Annotated in this window: 14 protein-coding genes, 1 pseudogene and 1 other annotated feature; of the genes and pseudogenes, 10 read left to right on the forward strand and 5 right to left on the reverse strand. The window is 39.1% G+C overall.

Features of this window, described 5'->3' with window-relative positions; genetic code table 11:
- Window positions 1-57: 57 nt before the first annotated feature.
- Window positions 58-795, forward strand: a pseudogene (locus tag FC85_RS12915) (NAD(P)-dependent oxidoreductase); the annotation flags it as partial.
- 320 nt (window positions 796-1,115) lie between these two features.
- Here FC85_RS12915 and FC85_RS12920 read toward each other — a convergent pair.
- From FC85_RS12920 to FC85_RS12930, 3 genes are all read right to left on the reverse strand, one after another.
- Window positions 1,116-1,877, reverse strand: a complete 762-nt coding sequence (locus tag FC85_RS12920) for an ABC transporter permease (RefSeq protein ID WP_057865932.1) — start codon at window positions 1,875-1,877, stop codon at window positions 1,116-1,118.
- A 1-nt stretch (window position 1,878) separates the two neighbouring features.
- Complete coding sequence (locus FC85_RS12925; protein ID WP_057865933.1) at window positions 1,879-2,766, reverse strand: ABC transporter ATP-binding protein; 888 nt, start codon at window positions 2,764-2,766, stop codon at window positions 1,879-1,881.
- A gap of 352 nt (window positions 2,767-3,118) precedes the next feature.
- On the reverse strand, window positions 3,119-4,237 hold the full coding sequence (locus FC85_RS12930) for an aminotransferase (RefSeq protein ID WP_057865934.1): 1,119 nt from the start codon (window positions 4,235-4,237) through the stop codon (window positions 3,119-3,121).
- 465 nt (window positions 4,238-4,702) lie between these two features.
- Between FC85_RS12930 and FC85_RS12935 the strand changes: the two genes are divergently transcribed.
- Both FC85_RS12935 and FC85_RS12940 read left to right on the forward strand, forming a co-directional pair.
- Window positions 4,703-5,665: an SAP domain-containing protein gene (locus FC85_RS12935; RefSeq protein ID WP_057865935.1), complete on the forward strand. Its 963-nt coding sequence runs from the start codon at window positions 4,703-4,705 to the stop codon at window positions 5,663-5,665.
- A gap of 170 nt (window positions 5,666-5,835) precedes the next feature.
- Window positions 5,836-6,081: a hypothetical protein gene (locus FC85_RS12940; protein WP_057865936.1), complete on the forward strand. Its 246-nt coding sequence runs from the start codon at window positions 5,836-5,838 to the stop codon at window positions 6,079-6,081.
- Window positions 6,082-6,339: 258 nt separating this feature from the next.
- Here the strand turns inward: FC85_RS12940 and FC85_RS12945 are convergent, their stop codons facing one another.
- A complete protein-coding gene (locus FC85_RS12945; RefSeq protein ID WP_057865937.1) occupies window positions 6,340-7,452 on the reverse strand; it encodes a 5-methyltetrahydropteroyltriglutamate--homocysteine S-methyltransferase in 1,113 nt (370 codons plus the stop codon).
- A 53-nt stretch (window positions 7,453-7,505) separates the two neighbouring features.
- Window positions 7,506-7,759 (reverse strand) — a binding site (T-box leader).
- A 141-nt stretch (window positions 7,760-7,900) separates the two neighbouring features.
- Between FC85_RS12945 and FC85_RS12950 the strand changes: the two genes are divergently transcribed.
- The 6 genes from FC85_RS12950 (at window position 7,901) to FC85_RS12970 (ending at window position 14,682) form a co-directional block, all read left to right on the forward strand.
- Window positions 7,901-8,329, forward strand: coding sequence for an OsmC family protein (locus tag FC85_RS12950; protein ID WP_057865938.1), 429 nt, complete (start codon window positions 7,901-7,903; stop codon window positions 8,327-8,329).
- 559 nt (window positions 8,330-8,888) lie between these two features.
- Complete coding sequence (gene ppcA / locus FC85_RS12955; protein WP_057865939.1) at window positions 8,889-10,394, forward strand: phosphoenolpyruvate carboxylase; 1,506 nt, start codon at window positions 8,889-8,891, stop codon at window positions 10,392-10,394.
- Window positions 10,395-10,604: 210 nt separating this feature from the next.
- Complete coding sequence (locus tag FC85_RS15770) at window positions 10,605-10,742, forward strand: hypothetical protein (RefSeq protein ID WP_157051294.1); 138 nt, start codon at window positions 10,605-10,607, stop codon at window positions 10,740-10,742.
- A 376-nt stretch (window positions 10,743-11,118) separates the two neighbouring features.
- Window positions 11,119-13,530 (forward strand): phosphoketolase family protein, encoded by a 2,412-nt coding sequence (locus tag FC85_RS12960; RefSeq protein WP_057865940.1) that lies wholly within the window; start codon window positions 11,119-11,121, stop codon window positions 13,528-13,530.
- Between the two features lie 245 nt (window positions 13,531-13,775).
- A complete protein-coding gene (locus FC85_RS12965; RefSeq protein ID WP_057865941.1) occupies window positions 13,776-14,318 on the forward strand; it encodes a GNAT family N-acetyltransferase in 543 nt (180 codons plus the stop codon).
- Between the two features lie 76 nt (window positions 14,319-14,394).
- On the forward strand, window positions 14,395-14,682 hold the full coding sequence (locus FC85_RS12970) for a putative quinol monooxygenase (protein ID WP_057865942.1): 288 nt from the start codon (window positions 14,395-14,397) through the stop codon (window positions 14,680-14,682).
- A 418-nt stretch (window positions 14,683-15,100) separates the two neighbouring features.
- Here the strand turns inward: FC85_RS12970 and FC85_RS12975 are convergent, their stop codons facing one another.
- The gene (locus FC85_RS12975; protein ID WP_057865943.1) at window positions 15,101-16,498 is read right to left on the reverse strand and encodes an FAD-binding oxidoreductase; all 1,398 of its coding nucleotides are present in this window, start codon (window positions 16,496-16,498) and stop codon (window positions 15,101-15,103) included.
- Between the two features lie 771 nt (window positions 16,499-17,269).
- Here FC85_RS12975 and FC85_RS12980 point away from each other — a divergent pair.
- Window positions 17,270-18,307: a baeRF6 domain-containing protein gene (locus FC85_RS12980; RefSeq protein ID WP_057865944.1), complete on the forward strand. Its 1,038-nt coding sequence runs from the start codon at window positions 17,270-17,272 to the stop codon at window positions 18,305-18,307.
- The last annotated feature ends 31 nt before the right edge of the window (window positions 18,308-18,338 follow it).

The raw sequence follows: 18,338 nt of genomic DNA on the forward strand, positions 1-18,338 counted from the left end.
TTGGCCATGGGCCATTCTTTATTTAATTAGTGTTGCACTTAAAGTGTAAATTCAAGGGCAAAAGAAAATGGCCTAACCATTACCAACGTGCCATCATACTCCCCAGAAGCTGTTGCTGAAATGACTTTAACCCATGCGATGAATCTGTTACGCCATATTCCACAATTTCAGTCACGAATTCGAAAAAATGATTATATCGTTACTGGGTTGCGCTCGAAAGAAATTCCCCAATTAACGGTGGGGATTATTGGTGTTGGTCGAATCGGCAGTACCGTTGCCCGGATTTTTCATGACTTGGGCGCAACGGTTCTTGGTAATGATCTCAAAGAAAATGATGACTTGCGAGATATCCTAACCTATACTACTAAGGAAGAAATTTATCAAAAGGCTGATTTGATCACCATGCACGTTTACATGAGTGAAGATAATTACCATATGGTTGGCAAACCCCAGTTTGATCAAATGAAGCCAACGACGTTATTTATCAATTGTTCACGGGGACCGGTTGTCGATACAGACGCGCTTATTAATGCGCTCGAGGATAAACAACTTGCAGGTGCCGGTTTGGATGTCATTGAAAACGAAACTCAAATTTTTAACCAAACATTTGAGGGTCAACCAGATATTCCGCTGAAAGCTTACACGAAGCTAAAATCATTTGATAATGTCTTTTTAACCCCACACGTTGCCTTCTACACAGATATTGCCGTTGAAAATATGGTGAAACAATCGTTAGATGACACTTTAGCGTTAATTACCGGTAAACACACGGATCATGAAATTGCACTCGGATAATAGTCATTTTGATGTTTCAAAAATGCGGTAATAAAAAAGCTAGGCAGGTAAACTGTTCTAGCTTTTTTATTACCGCATTTCATTGCATTGATCTCAAATTTTGCCTTTTTACTGAAAAATCTAATGATTCGACATCTCATTTTGGCCGTCTCACCTCGCAAATAATTATAAATGATAATAGAGAGCAAACTAATAATGGCAGCTGTTAGTTGTGATATAAACAATTTGGGCAAAACGTATAAAAAGTTCTTCGAAATAATTGGTGGTAAAAATAGCTAAATTGATAAATACCCGTAACTTTTAAACAATGCTGTCATCCCTTAACCATTTTTCAGTTCCCCACTCTTTTGGACCACTTTGATCAGTACAAAAAGCAGCACTAATACAATGATCGTCCAAATAAGGATTCCCATAATGTCAGCAGTCGGCAGAGATTGATTATTGATCGCAAGATTGATCATTTTACTGGTAAGGTAAGTTGGTGTTACTTTGCCAATGGACTGAACCCAATTTGGCATCATTGAAATCGGCCACCACAAACCACTGATAATAGCTAGCGGAAATACGGTCAAATTTGCAATAATACTTGTTAGTTGAGGTGTTTTGGCGAATGAGGAAAGAACACCCAGCCCCATAATCGGCAACGTACCAAGAATGGCAATGACGATCATACTGACAGATTCCGTTAACGAGAGATTAATATTCCACGTCAACTTTCCGACAATCTGCATCAAAATAATTGAAAGCATATTAACCAGTGACATAATAATCCCAATTGAAATGTAATAATACTTGGTTCCCTTAGGTGTAAGCGATAATGCCAATAATAAGTTTTGCTGCCGGTCACTCTGCATGATTTGTCCCAGGCCGAACATGGCGTTAATCAGGACACTGTATACGATCATACTGCCGAGATATTGTTTGGCAAAAATCAATTTCTGAACGTTGTTTCCCGAAATCAGAACTTTTGTGAATAGAATAAAGAAACCAATCGGCATTAAAATTGTAAAAAATGAATAACTGAAATTTCGTAAAAAAACCCGTTTGACATTAAAGTTAATTTGATATCCTAATGTTTTCATATTAGTGATCCCCTTTGTTTGTCATTTCCAAAAAGATCGATTCTAATGATTCACGGGTAATGGTGATGTCATGCAGCTGATCAATGAAGGGCAATAATGCCTTCAAGGTTAAATCGGTATCGCTACTGATTAACTTAACGTTGGTTTCCGTTTGAGTTGCGGATTTAACAGCTGGTAAATGTGTAAACAGTGACAATTCAAGTGATGTATTAAAGGTAAATTGGCCGTTGTCACGATGGTTTTGAAGTGTCTGCCATGTGCCCACGTAGCTGAACTGGCCATTTTGTAAAATGGCAATTCTATCAGCAACCTTTTGAATTTCCTCAAGATAATGACTGGTAATCACAATTGTGACTTTCTGCTGACGCAATTTTTCAATATAGTGCCAGAAGTTTTGGCGCGTTTGGGCATCCATCCCCACAGTTGGCTCATCTAAAAATAAGAGTTGTGGATTTGAAACGATGGCGCAAGCAAAACTGACCTTTCGATGTTGACCACCAGATAATTTATTCATTAATTGATTTTGAATATCTAACAGGCCAAGATCCCGCATGACCATTTCGGGATCTTGAGGATTAATTGCCTGAGCAGCAAATAACTTGATGAACTCTTTTACTTTAATATTATTAATTTGGAGATCGTTTTGAAACATCGTTGACACTTTTTCCTTTACAATGATACTTCCTGGCTGGCTGCCTAAAACGGTAATCGAATGATCATGAGAAGTTAAGATGCCCTGAATGAGATTGAGCAGCGTAGTCTTTCCAGCACCATTTGGACCAACTAAGCCAAAGATTTCTCCTGGTTGGATTTGTAAATTCAAATGATTGAGTACCTGCTTGTTGGGATATGCGAAGGATAAATTTTTTAATTGAATAGCTGCCGTCATATTACCCACTTCCTTCCTTTATCTATCTTTAATACTATATCCAGAGAATAGGCTTGTTAATTAAATAGTAACGATCATATGTCAGTTGATTTCGTTAGGGAAAGCGCTAACATTTTCTGCCATAAAAATCACTTTTAAAACTGCTTTCCTACCTTTAATTATACGGCAATCCATGTAATGGAATAGAAAACACGATTTATCTTTTCACTACAATAAGCCTTGTCTCGTCTGATTTTAGTTTATCAAATCAATCATCCCAATTCGACCAAATTAAAAACGCGTTCGAAGCAAATTCGGTTTGCCTCGAACGCGTTTTGACATTAACTTAAATACTTTTTATTTATATTTACAATTAATCATATTGTCGTAAAAATTCCGACAACCGCTTCAAGCCTTCCCGCAAAGTCTTTTCCGGCGCACAGTATCCCAAACGGACATGGCCTGGGACATCGAATCGATTACCGGGAACTAATAACACACCCTTTTCTTTTAACAGTCGAATACAAAATTGCTCAATATCTTCAGGAACCGTTAGTTTGGGAAACGATGTCGACACCGCCTGGGGCATCACCACGCTTGCTCGTGGCTCTGAATCAATCCAATCCTGATAAATTTTGAGATTATTTAAAACTAATTCCCGGTTACGGGCAAGTACTTTGTCACGGTTTCTTAAGATATAAACTGCCAGCAAATCGTTAAATACCCCACAGCAAATCATCGTGTAGTCGCGATACTTACGAAATAAATCAGCAAGTTCATGATTTGTCGCCGTCCAGCCAACCCGGATGCCCGGCACCGAATATGTTTTGGACAAAGAATTGGTAGCAATCCCCCGGTCATATAAGTCCGCAATTGACGTAAAGGCTTCCGGATGATCCAAGGGTAAATATACCTCGTCAACCAGGACATACGCCCCAACTTGTTTGGCAATCTTGACAACCTGCCTCAAAAGATCGGTGCTTAAAACTGTTCCCGTGGGATTATTTGCATTGTTCAAGCAAATTAATTTGGTATTTGGCCGAATCAATTTCTTCAATTCGGCAAGGTCTGGGTACCACTGGTCTTCTTCGTGAATATGCCAATAATCAACGTCTGCCCCCAGTGATTTAGGGATATCATATAATTGTTGGTAAGATGGATATTCGGAAATGACATGGTCACCCGGTTCCACCAGTGCATATAACGCTAAATGATTGGCACCGGTTGCCCCATTTGTTTGTAAAATATTGTCTGGTTCAACATGCTGATATAACTTGGCAACCTCGTGTTTAAATTCCGGTGATCCTTCAATCCAACCATAATTCATCTTCTGCTGGTCAAGCAATTTGTAGAAGGAAGCTCCCCCCTGCCCATCCAAGTTTAAGAGTTCATTCATAGTCATTGACGCAATCGTGCTTTGTGAGATATCATAAGTGGCTTTCTTTTCCCAAACATTTAACCAAGTTTCAACCCCAAATTCAGCAATTTTCATTTACTAATACCTCCCATTTATCATTAGTATACAGAATATTCATCTATCTCGCTTAAAAGCGGTTAACCAACGAAAAGAGCGACCCACTATTTTCTTGAATCGAGATAAATAATTTTGTTAATGGCTTTATAGACCCATCACAATTGCGATATAATAACAATTAGTACTTTCCAATTAATAAGGGTTGCTTGCTCACATATAAAAACGGTTTAGTCATTACCGAACAGCATATGGAAACAACTGGCCACTTGTTCTGGAATTTTTTATCATTATAAATTATGAATCGAAAACAATGATGTTTAAAAAAAGTTAAGCTAATAAGAGCTTCAATCCTCAGTTATTAAGTCCTTTTCCTGGCTATCATTCCAGGACACACAATCAATTCACTAAAACTCATCAACAATCACTGTTTTTTAACTGCCAGATTAACCACTAGTTAAATTCTAAAATCTTGGAGGTAACCCAATGATCACTCAACAAGAAATATATGCCATTTATAAATTAAACGGTCAAAACGACACTTACCAATTACCACTCATGAAATGGAACCTCATGTTTCACGAAAAACCAGACGATTTATATCAGAGTGTCATTGACAAAGGGTTAATGACCATTGAAGAGCAAAACAACCACAGTTTACAATCTCAGACGGTTACTAAGCTAAAAGAGTTGCTAAAAGCGCAATCTCTTTCAACCTCAGGAAAAAAAGATGAGTTAATCCAGCGAATTTTGCAGAATTTCCAACCTGAGGAACTCGCAGATTATCAGCCAACCAAAGTTTATGAACTCACTCCAAATGGTAAAGAGACCATTGACCAGGAGAATTACGTGCCACTGGTAGGTGATCACTTTGAGCACGGGGTTATTGATTTTGACGTGGTTGAAGAGGCTGGCTACTCTAAACACGTTGTCAATAAAGTGGAATATTTAAATGGGTTGGTTCGATATGCCTATAATCGAGCCGCCTATTTGAAAGATTATTTTCAGATGGATAAGGCACTCCTTACCCAAGTAAAACTTGATAAAGCTTTCAAAAAAACACCTGGCGAGCGGCTACAAACGATTCTTGGTGAAATGTATCTCAAATTATCCGGCCTGCCTGACCTATTAGAACACGAAGATTTTCACAAGGTTCTTAACGCGATTGATCTGGTAAGCGATCCCGTCTTTGCCAAAATCCCTAAAGCAACAATTGATGACATCACTCGATTGCAAAAAGAAGTTGGCTGGACTGACGAACAAGTCGTTGCCGAATTCGAAAACGCGGCGGGACAAATCGAACTGCCGGACCAGTTGTTCTCAATGGCTGAGATGTCAATGATCTTGCGTTATTCATTACCCGACAATTTAGATGCCATTAAAAAAATGTATGCAGATAAACAAAAAGAATATAAAGCTGTCAGCACGACTGGTCCTAATCAAAAATAATCAGCCGGATGTTCATTTGGCTAATGATTGATAAAGTGTGCAATATCGTAATCGATACGAAAATATGCGATTGGGCGAGCGAACATTTAAATAATTGGACCTTTAATACAAAAGCGTGCCTCACAGCCTTTTCGTAAAAATATGTTGGTCATGTCATCAAGGATGAGTAGGTGAAAAAATTGTATTTTCTTAAGTTATCCAGTTTATTTGGCAGTTTTAGCTTGTTAACGATTTTTTTCTTACAAATTATGAATGCTTTTTCTAAAATGCTTTCAACATCAGACGTTTTGCAAGATGGAACTAAGATAACTAATCAGGTTAACTACTTCACGACTCCTTTAATTACCATTCCAATTATTTTTTTAACGCTATTCCTCGTTTTCTTTATCCTTGGCATTTATAAAACTAAGAAGTAAGTATCGATTAAATACCATCATGTCTGATTTAATATTTCCCAAAAAGTTATCAAGAGTAATAGAGGCAAAGTGTGATTGGGAACAGCATTCAGAATTCTATTTTACAGCGCCTTAGCTTCTAAACAAAAGTTCCGTCAAATCAGTGTTTCTGTAAACTGATCTGACGGAACTTTTTTAAATAACTATTTTATCAATTTATACCCTTGACATTCTGGGAGCTAAACATTTCGTGTCTCGCTTTTGATCGTCTCGCCAATATTAACTCGGCCAAACTTGATTAGCTACATCAACAACTAATTTTAATTTATCCCATTGGTCTTGTGCTGTTAGGCGGTTCCCCTCTTCGGTCGAAGCAAACCCACACTGTGGCGAGAGGCAAAGATCATCAAGTGGGACAAATTGTTCAGCCTTTCTAATCCGTTGTTTCAATAAAGCTTCACTTTCCAATTCAGGTTTCTTAGTAGTCACCAAGCCTAAAACAATCCGCTGATGCCGACCGTTATCCGCAATCTTTTTCAGTGGTTCAAATCCGCCAGAGCGTTCGTCATCATATTCCAGAAAATAACCATCAATGTGCAGTTGAGCCAAGTAATCGGCAACCGGATCATAAGCACCGGCACCAGCCCAATGTGAGTCATAATTACCACGGCAAACGTGCATGGTAAGGGTTAAATCTGCTGGCTTATTATCTGCAATCGCATTGATTGCCTTGACGGCAGCTTCGCAAAGTGGTTTTAAATCAGGATTAATGGTTTCCTTAGAAAAACTTGCCCACATTCCCCACGATGTATCGTCAATTTGAAGATACCGACAACCCAAGTCATAAAAATGTTGGACTGTTTTTTGATACGCGTCAATGACATCATTCAAGAAATCAGCAAAATTAGTGTAATGCTCGTCGTAAATCTCAGCTTCCTTGTTGGGGAAGAATACCGATGGACTGGGAATCGTTTGCTTAGCAGTCACACCATCAGGCACAATTTGATTTAAATAACTAAAATCAGCAAAGAATGGATGATCAGGGTTATAAGAAATCCTATCCACAATCTTGATACCACCCTTTCGCGTTTCTTCACCATTAAAGAGATATCCCTTTTCCGGGGTGAAAAAATGAGCGCCATTCAGGCCATCAAAGAAATCCAGATGCCACCAGCTACGACGAAATTCACCAGCCGTCACATCCTTTAAACCAACTTCAATCTCCTTTTTCACCAATTGACTAATCTGTTCGTCTTCAACCTTGGTTAAGGCCTCCCGACTAATTTTATGAGCCTGAAAGTCAGCGCGGGCTTCCTTTAGCTTTGCCGGTCTTAAAAAACTTCCCACGATATCATAGCGATTTGGAAACTTAATTTTAGTTGCAGTTGTCATTTAGATCACTCCTATTTGAATTTTTGGCAATAAAAAAATGCCCTTGAATTAACTTCAAGGGCGAACAGTCTCGCGGTACCACCTCTCATTTTATTCGATTCACACCGAATAACTCTGCAAGTATCATTGTCGACAAAATGACCTGATACTCGACCGCAGTAATGGGCGGATCCCAATGTTATCTTACAAACTGCTCGATAGCATGTCGCTCGAAGACCATTTTTGTAACCGACGCAGACTTGCTCTCACCAAATGCAAGCTCTCTTGACGTTGTCTAAGTTATTACTTATCTTTTCATTGCGTATTTCATTTTTTATTGCCTTGAATTTTAAATAAAAATTCGATTGCTGTCAAGTCCTCCTCAACACTCCAATAGGTTGCTTATTTAGTGTAAGCGCTTATAATTTAGCAATAAGCACATCATTTTATTTTCTTAGGAGGAATTCATTTGGACGATTCACGTTGGAATCACACATTGTATCAAACACAGGCAATCAATTCAGAAGGTCTTGAAGGTCACGCTTATGTTCCGGATGGTATTAAAGTCAAGACCAGTAGTCCGCTAAACGACCACGCAGGGACCAACCCCGAACAATTACTGGGAATGTCTCTTAGTACTTGTCTGGATGCAACTCTAGAGGCCATTGAACACGAACGAAAGTTACCACATATCTCTGCTGTCCGGGTCAAAGTTGCCTTCATCGGCGCCCGTGCAAACTATGAATTTTTAGTTCATGCGCAAATTAAGATTGATGGCGTCGATTCACAAACCGCTAAAGCCATGACAAAGGAAGCGGAGGAACGCTGCTGTGTTTCCAAATTATTGAAAAACAGCGGCAATTATACAGTTGAAACCGTGACTCATTTTGATGACTGAGTAGCCATTTTGTGACACGATAAGTGCCAACTCGATTTGAGAGCTTGAGTAATCAAATGTGTTGTTAACTAATTTAATATCAGTAGCAAAGTTGTGCACCCTGCGATCCTTTTTTGAAGGACAGCAGGGTGTGCTTTGCCTAGATTTGAAATTTTCACGGCTACAAACCGCCATGCTAAAATAATTAATAAGCACATTATGAGTTTTTCATTAGAGATTATTTTATTTTTCAAAAGGATGCTTTTTCTCGCCTAAAAGCTGGTTTATCGATCTTTGCGTTGCGTGGGATGCCCTCTCAGCCTTGATTTTCATATCGGAAAAAGTTTTTAAAATATCAAAAAGTTGTTGTTTTTCAGCGAAATGGGTAGTAATATCTACCGGAACGATGTAATATTTATAACAATTACTTAATTAAGTGAATGTTTTATTCAGAATTGTTCGTATTTTTTGATATTTTACAAATTCAGGCATTCATTTTTAAATTATTTAAATTTTGATTTATCTCCATTAAAAATTAATGGCAAATAATCAACTTTTAATCAACCAGGAGGCTTTCTTTATGGACAGAAAAATCCCAAACATTATGGGTACGCAACATCCGGATAACGCAGGAGTACCCTTTTTCAAACAACATCAGAATCCATTTGTTTCAGCATATCGTGAAATTGATGAAGCTTACGCAAACTTTTCAACCCTTGACGCTGACGAGTATATGTGGGATTGGGAAGGCAAACATGCCGATGCCTCCGTTATTGATCGTTTATATTCTGAACACTATGAATACTTTAAGAAACATCCACTAGGTCGTGATAAATTCCTAACGTTCCGTTTTCCTAATATTTGGGAAGAAAAAGGTTACAGCCTGATGCAGGCGATGACTACGATCCTTGCAGCCGAAGATTTCGCAGCTGATTTGGGATTAAACCGACCACTGTTTGAAGCAATTTTACCAATGACCCAATCTGCTGACCAATTAATCAGCATGGAAGATAAATTTGCCAGCTTAGCCCACTATAAGGGAAAAGAATTTAACACTGGCCACAGTGATTCCGATAATTTGCGAATGATTCCCTTATTTGAAGGTTTCGAGTCTCAGCTCAATGCGCCAGAAATTCTTCAAAAGTTTGTGGATATGTATCATGATCATTTTGGCCGTGATTTAGGCTATCTTCGAGTATTCTTGGCAGGTTCAGATTCCGCCCTCTCAAACGGCTTCTTAAATAGCATTATTGGTAATAAATTGGCCCTCACCCATCTTGCTGAATTTGAAGACAAATCCGGGATTCCAATTTACCCAATTGCCGGAATGGGCAGTACCGTTTTCCGTGGTGGTCTGTCACCACTCATGCTTGACCGATATTTGGAAGAATTCCCTGGATTAAAGACCGCAACAATTCAATCAGCGTTCCGTTATGATTATCCACTGGATGTTGTTGAACCCGCAATTATTAAACTTCGTGAGGGTCTTCAAAAGAGCAAATTTGAATTCATTCCCCATGATGATCAGGATACTTTACTAGAGATTGCTGAAAAAGCAGCTAAAGAATATCACGTCACATTGGATCCACTTATCAATGATTTACAACACATTTTTGACGTCTTTCCTAAACGGCGTGATCGTCACCAACACGTCGGAATTATTGGTTACTCACGTGATGTCGATGGCTACAAGATGCCACGGGCAATTACCTTTACCGGTTCACTTTACTCAGTCGGAATTCCACCAGAGTTCATTGGCGTTGGCCGTGTCTTGACCAAATTAAATGATAAAGAAATGCAAATCTTGAGAAAATATTATCCAAATATCAAGCAGGACTTTGAACACGTTTCCCACTTCTTTAGTGAAAAGGCGCTAACTGCCTTAAAGGCTCAAAATCCCGCCTGGAGTGGTGTTGAAGAAGATATTCAAGCCATTGAAAAGGAATTTGACATCAAGGCTGGTCCTCAAACACCTGAAGAAGAAAAGCATGCTGACTTGGCATCTGATTTAGTTAAGATTTCAGATAATGATACCAAGACGGCCATTATTCAACGTCAAGGAGAATTAAGAAGATTCCTCGGTTAATTTTCCGTTTCTTGAAGCATTGACATTAGCTGTTACCGTTTTAATTGGATTTTTCATAGTCTTTCCTTTAAAAAAGCATTTTCGCCAGTTACGTCGAAAATGCTTTTTTGCATGGATTTATATGAGTGCCAAAAAAAGTTTAGGAATCCCTAAGTTTATCTTTTGTTAAACCTTATTCTGGTGTAAAATGAAATCAGAGAAGGTGAGGAAATGCAAAGTCAACCGACACAAAGTCCAAAGCTTCAAAATAACACCAACAAACAAATGCAAGATACCCAAATCGCCAAGCAACAAACCGCAAAAGCGTATGCATTTGCTTCGTTAATTTACATGTGTTACATGGCCTAAATCTTCTCAAGAATCATCCTCCTTTTACATTATTATTGATCGTATTGTGACTATATATCCATGCTGATAGTTAGAATACAGTCAATAATCGTTCAATTATCTCCTTGTTTTCAGAAAAAGACGCAGCTAATTTGGGAGTTTTCAAGTTAGTTGCGTTTTTTCTGTAATCAGCACAAGCGACTCGTCACATCGATTAACCGACTAATAATGAGCCGATGCTTGCTCTCCCCTCTTTATATTAATGATCAATCACAAGCCTACTTCCAAAAATTTTTCATTATTTTTACACAATTGATTGACCATTAACTTTTATAGAATTACCCTATAGGCGAAGTGGTAACACTTTGGGTTTAATTTTAGGAGGCGTATTTTATATATGGCAAATGCTACACAAAGCAAGGAAGCTATAAATGAGAGAGAAACCGATTATTCCTCAAAACACTACTTCGATTTAATGACTAAGTATTGGAGAGCTGCCAACTATATTTCTGTTGGTCAGTTGTACCTGCAGGACAATCCGTTACTGAAGCGTCCACTCACAAAAGCAGACGTTAAGTTTCACCCGATTGGTCATTGGGGCACAATTGCTGGTCAAAACTTTATTTACACACATTTAAACCGGGTAATTAAGAAGTATGGTCTGGACATGTTTTACATTGAAGGTTCAGGTCATGGTGGTCAAGTGATGGTTTCAAATTCATACCTTGACGGTAGTTACACAGATGTTTATCCAAACATTACCCAAGATGAAAACGGATTACAACGCTTATTCAAACGCTTCTCCTTCCCAGGTGGTGTTGCATCACACGCTGACGCAAAGACCCCTGGTTCAATCCACGAAGGTGGCGAATTAGGTTATTCATTATCACACGGTGTTGGTGCGATTTTTGATAATCCAGACGTTATTGCGGCCGTTGAAATCGGTGATGGTGAAGCTGAAACTGGGCCCTTGGCAACATCATGGTTCTCAAACGTCTTCATTAATCCGGTTAACGATGGTGCCGCATTACCAATTTTAAACCTCAATGGATTTAAGATTGCCAACCCCACTATTTTGTCACGTAAATCTGATGAAGAATTAACTAAATACTTCGAAGGGATGGGCTGGGAACCAACATTTGTTGAAGGCGACGATGCCGAAAAGCTTAACCCTGTAATGGCCAAGGCGATGGATTCAGCCATTGAAAAAATTCACGCGATTCAAAAGAAAGCCCGTGAAGGATCAGCTGATGATGCTAAGCGCCCTGTTTGGCCAATGATTATTTTACGTGCACCAAAGGGCTGGACTGGTCCAAAGACATGGGATGGCAAGCCAATTGAAGGTTCATTCCGTGCCCATCAAATTCCAATTCCCGTTGACTCAGAACACATGGAACATGCTGATGCTTTGGCAGAATGGTTAAAGTCATATAAGCCTGAAGAATTATTTGATGAAAATGGCACTTTGAAACCGGAAATCAGAGCCACTGTTCCTGAAGGTGATTCTCGAATGGCTGCTAACCCAATTACCAATGGCGGTAAAGATCAAAAACAACTTGATTTGCCTGACTGGCGTAATTATGCGTTGGACAACTCCAAGCGTGGTTCTGGTGAAGAACGTCAAGACATGGTCGAATTAGGTAAGTTCTTTAGAGATGTGATTAAAGCAAATCCAAAGAGTTTCCGCTTGTTTGGCCCTGACGAAACTGCTTCAAACCAGTTGCAGGAAGCCTTTGCTGTTACCAACCGTCAATGGATGGAACCCATCCACAATCCTTATGACCAATGGATGAAGGCTGATGGTCGAATTATTGATTCTCAACTTTCTGAGCACCAAGATGAAGGTTGGCTTGAAGGATACACCTTGACTGGCCGTCACGGGGTCTTCACTAGTTATGAAGCCTTCTTAAGAGTTGTTGATTCAATGTTGACGCAATACTTCAAGTGGATTCGTGAAGCCAACGAACAACCATGGCGTAAGAAGTACCCATCATTGAACTTAATCTCATCATCAACATCATTCCAGCAAGATCATAATGGTTACTCACACCAAGATCCTGGTATCTTAACTCACTTGGCCGAGAAGAAGCCACAATATATTCGTGAGTTCTTACCCGCTGATGCTAATAGTTTACTTGCCGTCATGCACAAAGCTTTGAATATGAAACAAACCTTGAACGTTACAATTGCTTCCAAGCACCCACGGCCACAGTTCTATTCAGTTGAGGAAGCTGAGCAATTAGTCGATCAAGGCTTGAAGGTCATTGACTGGGCAAGCACCACTAAGCCTGGTGAAGAACCGGACGTTGTCATCGCAGCTGCCGGAACGGAGCCAAATCTTGAAAGCTTAGCTGCAATTGATATCTTGCATCAACAATTCCCTGACTTGAAAATTCGCTTCATTAACGTTGTTGATTTGCTCAAATTGCATTCACCACAATTTGACCCACGTGGTCTTAGTGATGAAGAATTTGACAATTACTTCACCAAGGACAAGCCGGTTATCTTTGCATTCCACGGCTATGAAGACTTGATTGAAAGCTTATTCTTCAACCGTCACAACCATAACCTACATGTTCATGGCTATCGTGAAGATGGCGATATTACGACGCCATTTGATATGCGGGTTCTTAACCACTTGGATCGATTCCATTTGGCTAAAGAAGCTGCTAAGGACGTTTATGGTGATAAATCTTCTGAATTCACGTCACATATGGATGACAAGCTTCAAGAACACCACGATTATATTCGTAAGAATGGTGCCGATTTACCTGAAATCCGTAACTGGGAGTGGAAAGATTTAAAGTAACTTATCACTAATTCATCTTCTCTGATCTAACAATAGAACTACTAACGGACTCAAGACAAAAGCAACTTTATCTCGAGTCCGTTTTATGTTGTCATAATTATTGTTGAGCGTGACCCTTCATATTTATGAATAACCCAAACCTAAATCAACAGCTCACTTAACTGGCATGTTATACTTTTATGAAACGGATTTAATCGCCACGTCTTATTTTAGACAATTCTAATTAATCAATTTGAGGTGCCAATATGCTACGCGCAATCAACGTTTCCAGGAAAATGACCGATTACCATGAACTAAAACAACTTTATTTACGTGCCTTCCCAAAAGCCGAGCGAATTCCGCTCCCCTTTCTTCGATATCGAGCTAAGAAAGCAGATATTAACTTCTACGCTTATTACGATGATGATTCATTTGTTGGCCTAACCTACCTAATTTCCTATAAGGGAATAACATACATTCTATTTTTAGCTGTTAACGATCGGATCCGTTCAAAAGGTTATGGTTCCCAAATCTTAAAATCAATTTCTGAAAATTACCCTCATGATACCCTTATTTTAATTATGGAAGAAGTCGTCAAAAGTGCCCCCAATTACCAGCAACGTTTAAAACGACAATCATTTTATTTTAAAAATGGCTTCCGGGATAGTGGGCACACATCAATTGAATATGGTGTCAAATATCAAATGTTAGTCAAAGGGGAGAATATCACTGCACAACAATACCGCGATTTGTTTAAATATTTTGTTGGGTCTGTGGTATACCGCTTTTTTAACCCAGAGGTGAGTTAATTTTTTAAAGCACTTTTAATTTATAGTTGGTATAATGAATTTAGTGAAATAATTACCAATCATTGGAGGGGCAACTATGAAAGTTATTAACGTTGAATTAACGGTTAAACCGGGTATGCAAAAAGACTATGAAGCATTTATCGACAAGTTAGTTGAAGGATCACGTGCAGAAACTGGAAATGTCAGTTATAATCATTTCAAAAAATTAGGAACTGATAATGAATATGAAATTATTGAACATTGGCAAGATGCTGATGCGGTAGAATTCCACAATCAAACACCCCATTTTCAAACGTTCTTATCTGGTGTTGGCCAGTATTTAACTAAAGACCCGGTCATCATTCGGATGGACTATCAAGAATAACTTGGATTTGTGATTGGATATCACAACGGTTTTATCAATTTAAAAGGTTGAGGCAAACGTCAAATTTGTCTCAACCTTTTTTATGAATAATAGAATTAATTAAGTCACAAGTTTTAACAAATAAGCGTGTTGGCAGACATTTAGAGTGCCACAAGATCCCAAACCATAATTAAGTACCTGCTTGTTACCTTATTGCGAATCGGTGATGTTATTTGGCTAAAACGTGCGAAAGAACCGCAACTTCCGGCCATAGTGAGTGCCTGACTGTTTCTTTATTGCGAACCGTCGGTGTTCTTTGGCTAAAACGTGCGAAAGAGCCGCAACTTCCGGCCATATAAGCCCCATAACTCAATATTCAAACCAAGAATATTGAGTTATGGGGCTTATATTCTGGAAGCTAACCGCGGCTTTTCGCACTCTAATTTATTTTTCTCTTCGGATTCAAAATTCCCATCGGATCAAACAAATTTTTGATTTCATGTTGCAAGACGTCGACCGTATCACCCAACTCCTCATTTGTCCATTGGTTCTTTGACATGCCAACCGCATGTTCACCTGAAATTGTGCCACCCAATTCCAATGTCTTTCTAAACATTCTGCGAGTTGCTTCAATTACCCGATCAGGCGCCGTTGGTTGATCATTCCACAATAAACTTGGATGAAGATTACCATCACCAGCATGACCAGCTGTATAAATATCGACATTCAAGTCCTCGCCAACCTTAGCAATGTACTTCACCATTTCCGATAATTTCGACAATGGGACTGCCATATCTTCCATAATGTAATACTTGGCATTTGAGAAGACGGCTGGCAGCATATCCTGACGTAGCTTTATTAAACCTTTAGCTTCTTCTGGATTGTCAGTTATCTTGACGTGCCAAGCACCCTGCTCATCAAGAATCCTTTTGACAGTGTTTAACTTCAAGTCACTGGCACTGTCAATGCTAAAGATAAGTAGTGAAGACGTGTCACTTTGAGAATAGCTGGTATGTTCATAATTATCCAGTGCCTTAACTGTCTTGCCATCCAACGCTTCCAACATTGACGGATAGAGACCAGAGTTCCGAATGGCTTTAACGCCCTCCGCCAGTTTTGCCATATCGTCAAAGAATGCAATCCCAGTAATTGTTTTTCCAAGTGGAATTGGGAATAACTTAACCGTAACCTCGGTAATGATCCCTAATGTTCCTTCAGAACCAACTAATAACTGAGCCAAGTCATAACCATATGCTTGTTTATATGTTCGACCCCCAAGCTTAATTTCCTGACCATTTGTTAACATCACTTTCAAGCCCAAAACAGAGTCTTTAGTCGCACCATATCGAACCCCACTCAGACCACCGGCATTAGTTGAAACGTTACCACCAATTGCAGACATCGGCTTGGATGCAGGATCAGGCGCGTAAAACATCCCTTGTTTCCGGGCTGCTTGATCCAGGTCTTGGTTAATAACGCCCGGTTCGACCACCGCCAAAGAATCATCTTTATCAATTTCTTTAATATGATTAAGCTTAGCCACTGATAAAATGATGCCATCATTAATCCCATCCGCACCAATTACTGTACTGGTGTCCGCAGTTTGTGGGACAACCGGCAAATGAAACTTTTGAGCGGTCCTCAACACACCACGAATATCATCTTTGTCTCCTACAGCGACATAAGCTAAAATTTTACCCTCAATCGAGTTTTCCGCGTTACCATTAGCTGTGTGCTTGGCTGACGTTTCATCATCAACATGAATTTCAGCATGCGGTGCGTTTTGTTTCAAAAAATTAATTATTTCATCATTTGTATAAGCCGAAAAAATTGCCATTTCTTGACACTCCTAATTTTAATAAATTTTATTTTAGATCGTTGCTAATAATCATGTGCATGGCATTAACAATTTAGTTGTAAAATTTATTAGGCGTTTAGTCAACGATTTAGACGTTTGGATTTTTCTGTATTACTCCGTGACTTCGCTCTAGGGATGATTTTATAAATGGTTACTAATAATAAGCACTTTTTATCGTGCCTAATTAGTAGCTACCGTCGGTTTAATTATATTGGGTGGTTTTTTAGATTACTCATTTCTCCCCTAAAAAATGTCGAGAATGTGAAGGGATACTTCTCATAACTGATTCAACATTACAATTTGGAATGGCCTTTTTATTAAGCAAAAAAAGTGTGAAATGAGAGCTGATTTCGGTCATGTAAGACACCTAAACCTGAAATTTCAAACCCAGAATATATCCCATTGGCCTTTTTACCTAGTCGAAACGTGCGACAGACAGCAACTTCCGGCCATATACCCGCAAACAATATTCCCAAACCAGGAATATCTCGTTGGCCTGGTTATTTAGCTGAAACGTGCGACAGTAAGCAACTCCCGGCCATATAAGCCAAGCAATCTAATATTCAAACCCGGAATATCAGATTGCTTGGCTTATATTCTGGGAGTTAACCGCTTACTGTCGCACTCTGGTTTTAACCGCTTTCATTTTCCAAGCTAATTTCTACCCTTCGCCTATGATAATTTGCTATACTAGAAGTGGTAGTAAACAGAACTAAAAAGTTATAATCAATAGGTAAGGAGTGTTGAACAATGGCAGAAATGACAAGTGTTTCAAAACTAGCTAAATTACCAAAGATGAATACACCGGTGATTACATTGAATCTAAATTTAAAGAAATTAAATTATGACACCGATGAACAAACCCGAGTCAAAACTGTTTTGAAGAAAATTCAAAATGAAATTGGCAATGGCATCGATTCATTTATCAATGAAGTAAATGATTTGATTCGTCAGCAATTACCTTATGAAGGGATCACCTTAATTAGCGATAAATCGGGTAAACAGGTTTACTACCTAATTCGGACCAGCGTTGAGGAAGCCGATTATCATATCGATGATTTTGTTGATTATCTGTTACTCTTAAGCGAGGCGCCAAACGCTGACTACACATTACTTGAACTAAATCGTGACAACAGTAAGGTTTATCAATTAAAGAACAAGCGGGTTAGCCCTCTGGCCGTTGAACATTACCCGGCAACTGTTCAGGATGCGCTCGGGACAGAAATTCGCGGTGGTGAATTAAACTTTAGTGCCCGCGGTGGCAACGCTCAATATCATGGTCATAACGAAACCAGCCAGGAAAAGCAAATCGACCAAGAAAGATACTATCGGGTTATTAGCGATCTTCTAAAGGACGACAAAGACCTTGGTAACCATGACTTCATTTTGATGGGGCTTACAAAGAACGTCAACCTCTTCAAGAAATTAAGCAAAGGGCTCAAGATTTCAGATGTCATGATTGACCAATCAGTTCAAAACTTATCAGCAACCGCAATTGCTGAACTCGTTAACAATAAGGTTGAAGAATATAATAAAGCTCATTCTAATGACGCGGTTATGAATAAATTCAAAGATCAGTTATATACTGATCCAACCAACATCCAGAATCTATTGAATTCACGTCAGATCCGTCAACTGTTTGTTGCTTCCCGTGATGAAATCAACCAATCTGATCCAGAAATGTATGCTCAGATTAACCAACTCATTAAACAAGCATTAGCTCAAGATGCCGATGTTACGGTTGTTTCGGAACAATCCGAAATGCCATTGGTTAGTGGTGTCAGCTAATCGTTATTCTTTATTAAAGAAGGGAGCTAGG

Source organism: Lentilactobacillus diolivorans DSM 14421, from assembly GCF_001434255.1.
In the GTDB taxonomy this organism is placed as follows: Bacteria; Bacillota; Bacilli; order Lactobacillales; family Lactobacillaceae; genus Lentilactobacillus; species Lentilactobacillus diolivorans.

What these genes read in the sequence shown, in the direction of transcription:
- FC85_RS12920 (WP_057865932.1), bottom strand. Translation starts at nt 1,877, where the DNA reads ATGAAAACATTAGGATATCAAATTAACTTTAATGTCAAACGGGTTTTT.
- FC85_RS12925 (WP_057865933.1), bottom strand. Translation starts at nt 2,766, where the DNA reads ATGACGGCAGCTATTCAATTAAAAAATTTATCCTTCGCATATCCCAAC.
- FC85_RS12930 (WP_057865934.1), bottom strand. Translation starts at nt 4,237, where the DNA reads ATGAAAATTGCTGAATTTGGGGTTGAAACTTGGTTAAATGTTTGGGAA.
- FC85_RS12935 (WP_057865935.1), top strand. Translation starts at nt 4,703, where the DNA reads ATGATCACTCAACAAGAAATATATGCCATTTATAAATTAAACGGTCAA.
- FC85_RS12945 (WP_057865937.1), bottom strand. Translation starts at nt 7,452, where the DNA reads ATGACAACTGCAACTAAAATTAAGTTTCCAAATCGCTATGATATCGTG.
- ppcA (WP_057865939.1), top strand. Translation starts at nt 8,889, where the DNA reads ATGGACAGAAAAATCCCAAACATTATGGGTACGCAACATCCGGATAAC.
- FC85_RS15770 (WP_157051294.1), top strand. Translation starts at nt 10,605, where the DNA reads ATGCAAAGTCAACCGACACAAAGTCCAAAGCTTCAAAATAACACCAAC.
- FC85_RS12960 (WP_057865940.1), top strand. Translation starts at nt 11,119, where the DNA reads ATGGCAAATGCTACACAAAGCAAGGAAGCTATAAATGAGAGAGAAACC.
- FC85_RS12965 (WP_057865941.1), top strand. Translation starts at nt 13,776, where the DNA reads ATGCTACGCGCAATCAACGTTTCCAGGAAAATGACCGATTACCATGAA.
- FC85_RS12970 (WP_057865942.1), top strand. Translation starts at nt 14,395, where the DNA reads ATGAAAGTTATTAACGTTGAATTAACGGTTAAACCGGGTATGCAAAAA.
- FC85_RS12975 (WP_057865943.1), bottom strand. Translation starts at nt 16,498, where the DNA reads ATGGCAATTTTTTCGGCTTATACAAATGATGAAATAATTAATTTTTTG.
- FC85_RS12980 (WP_057865944.1), top strand. Translation starts at nt 17,270, where the DNA reads ATGGCAGAAATGACAAGTGTTTCAAAACTAGCTAAATTACCAAAGATG.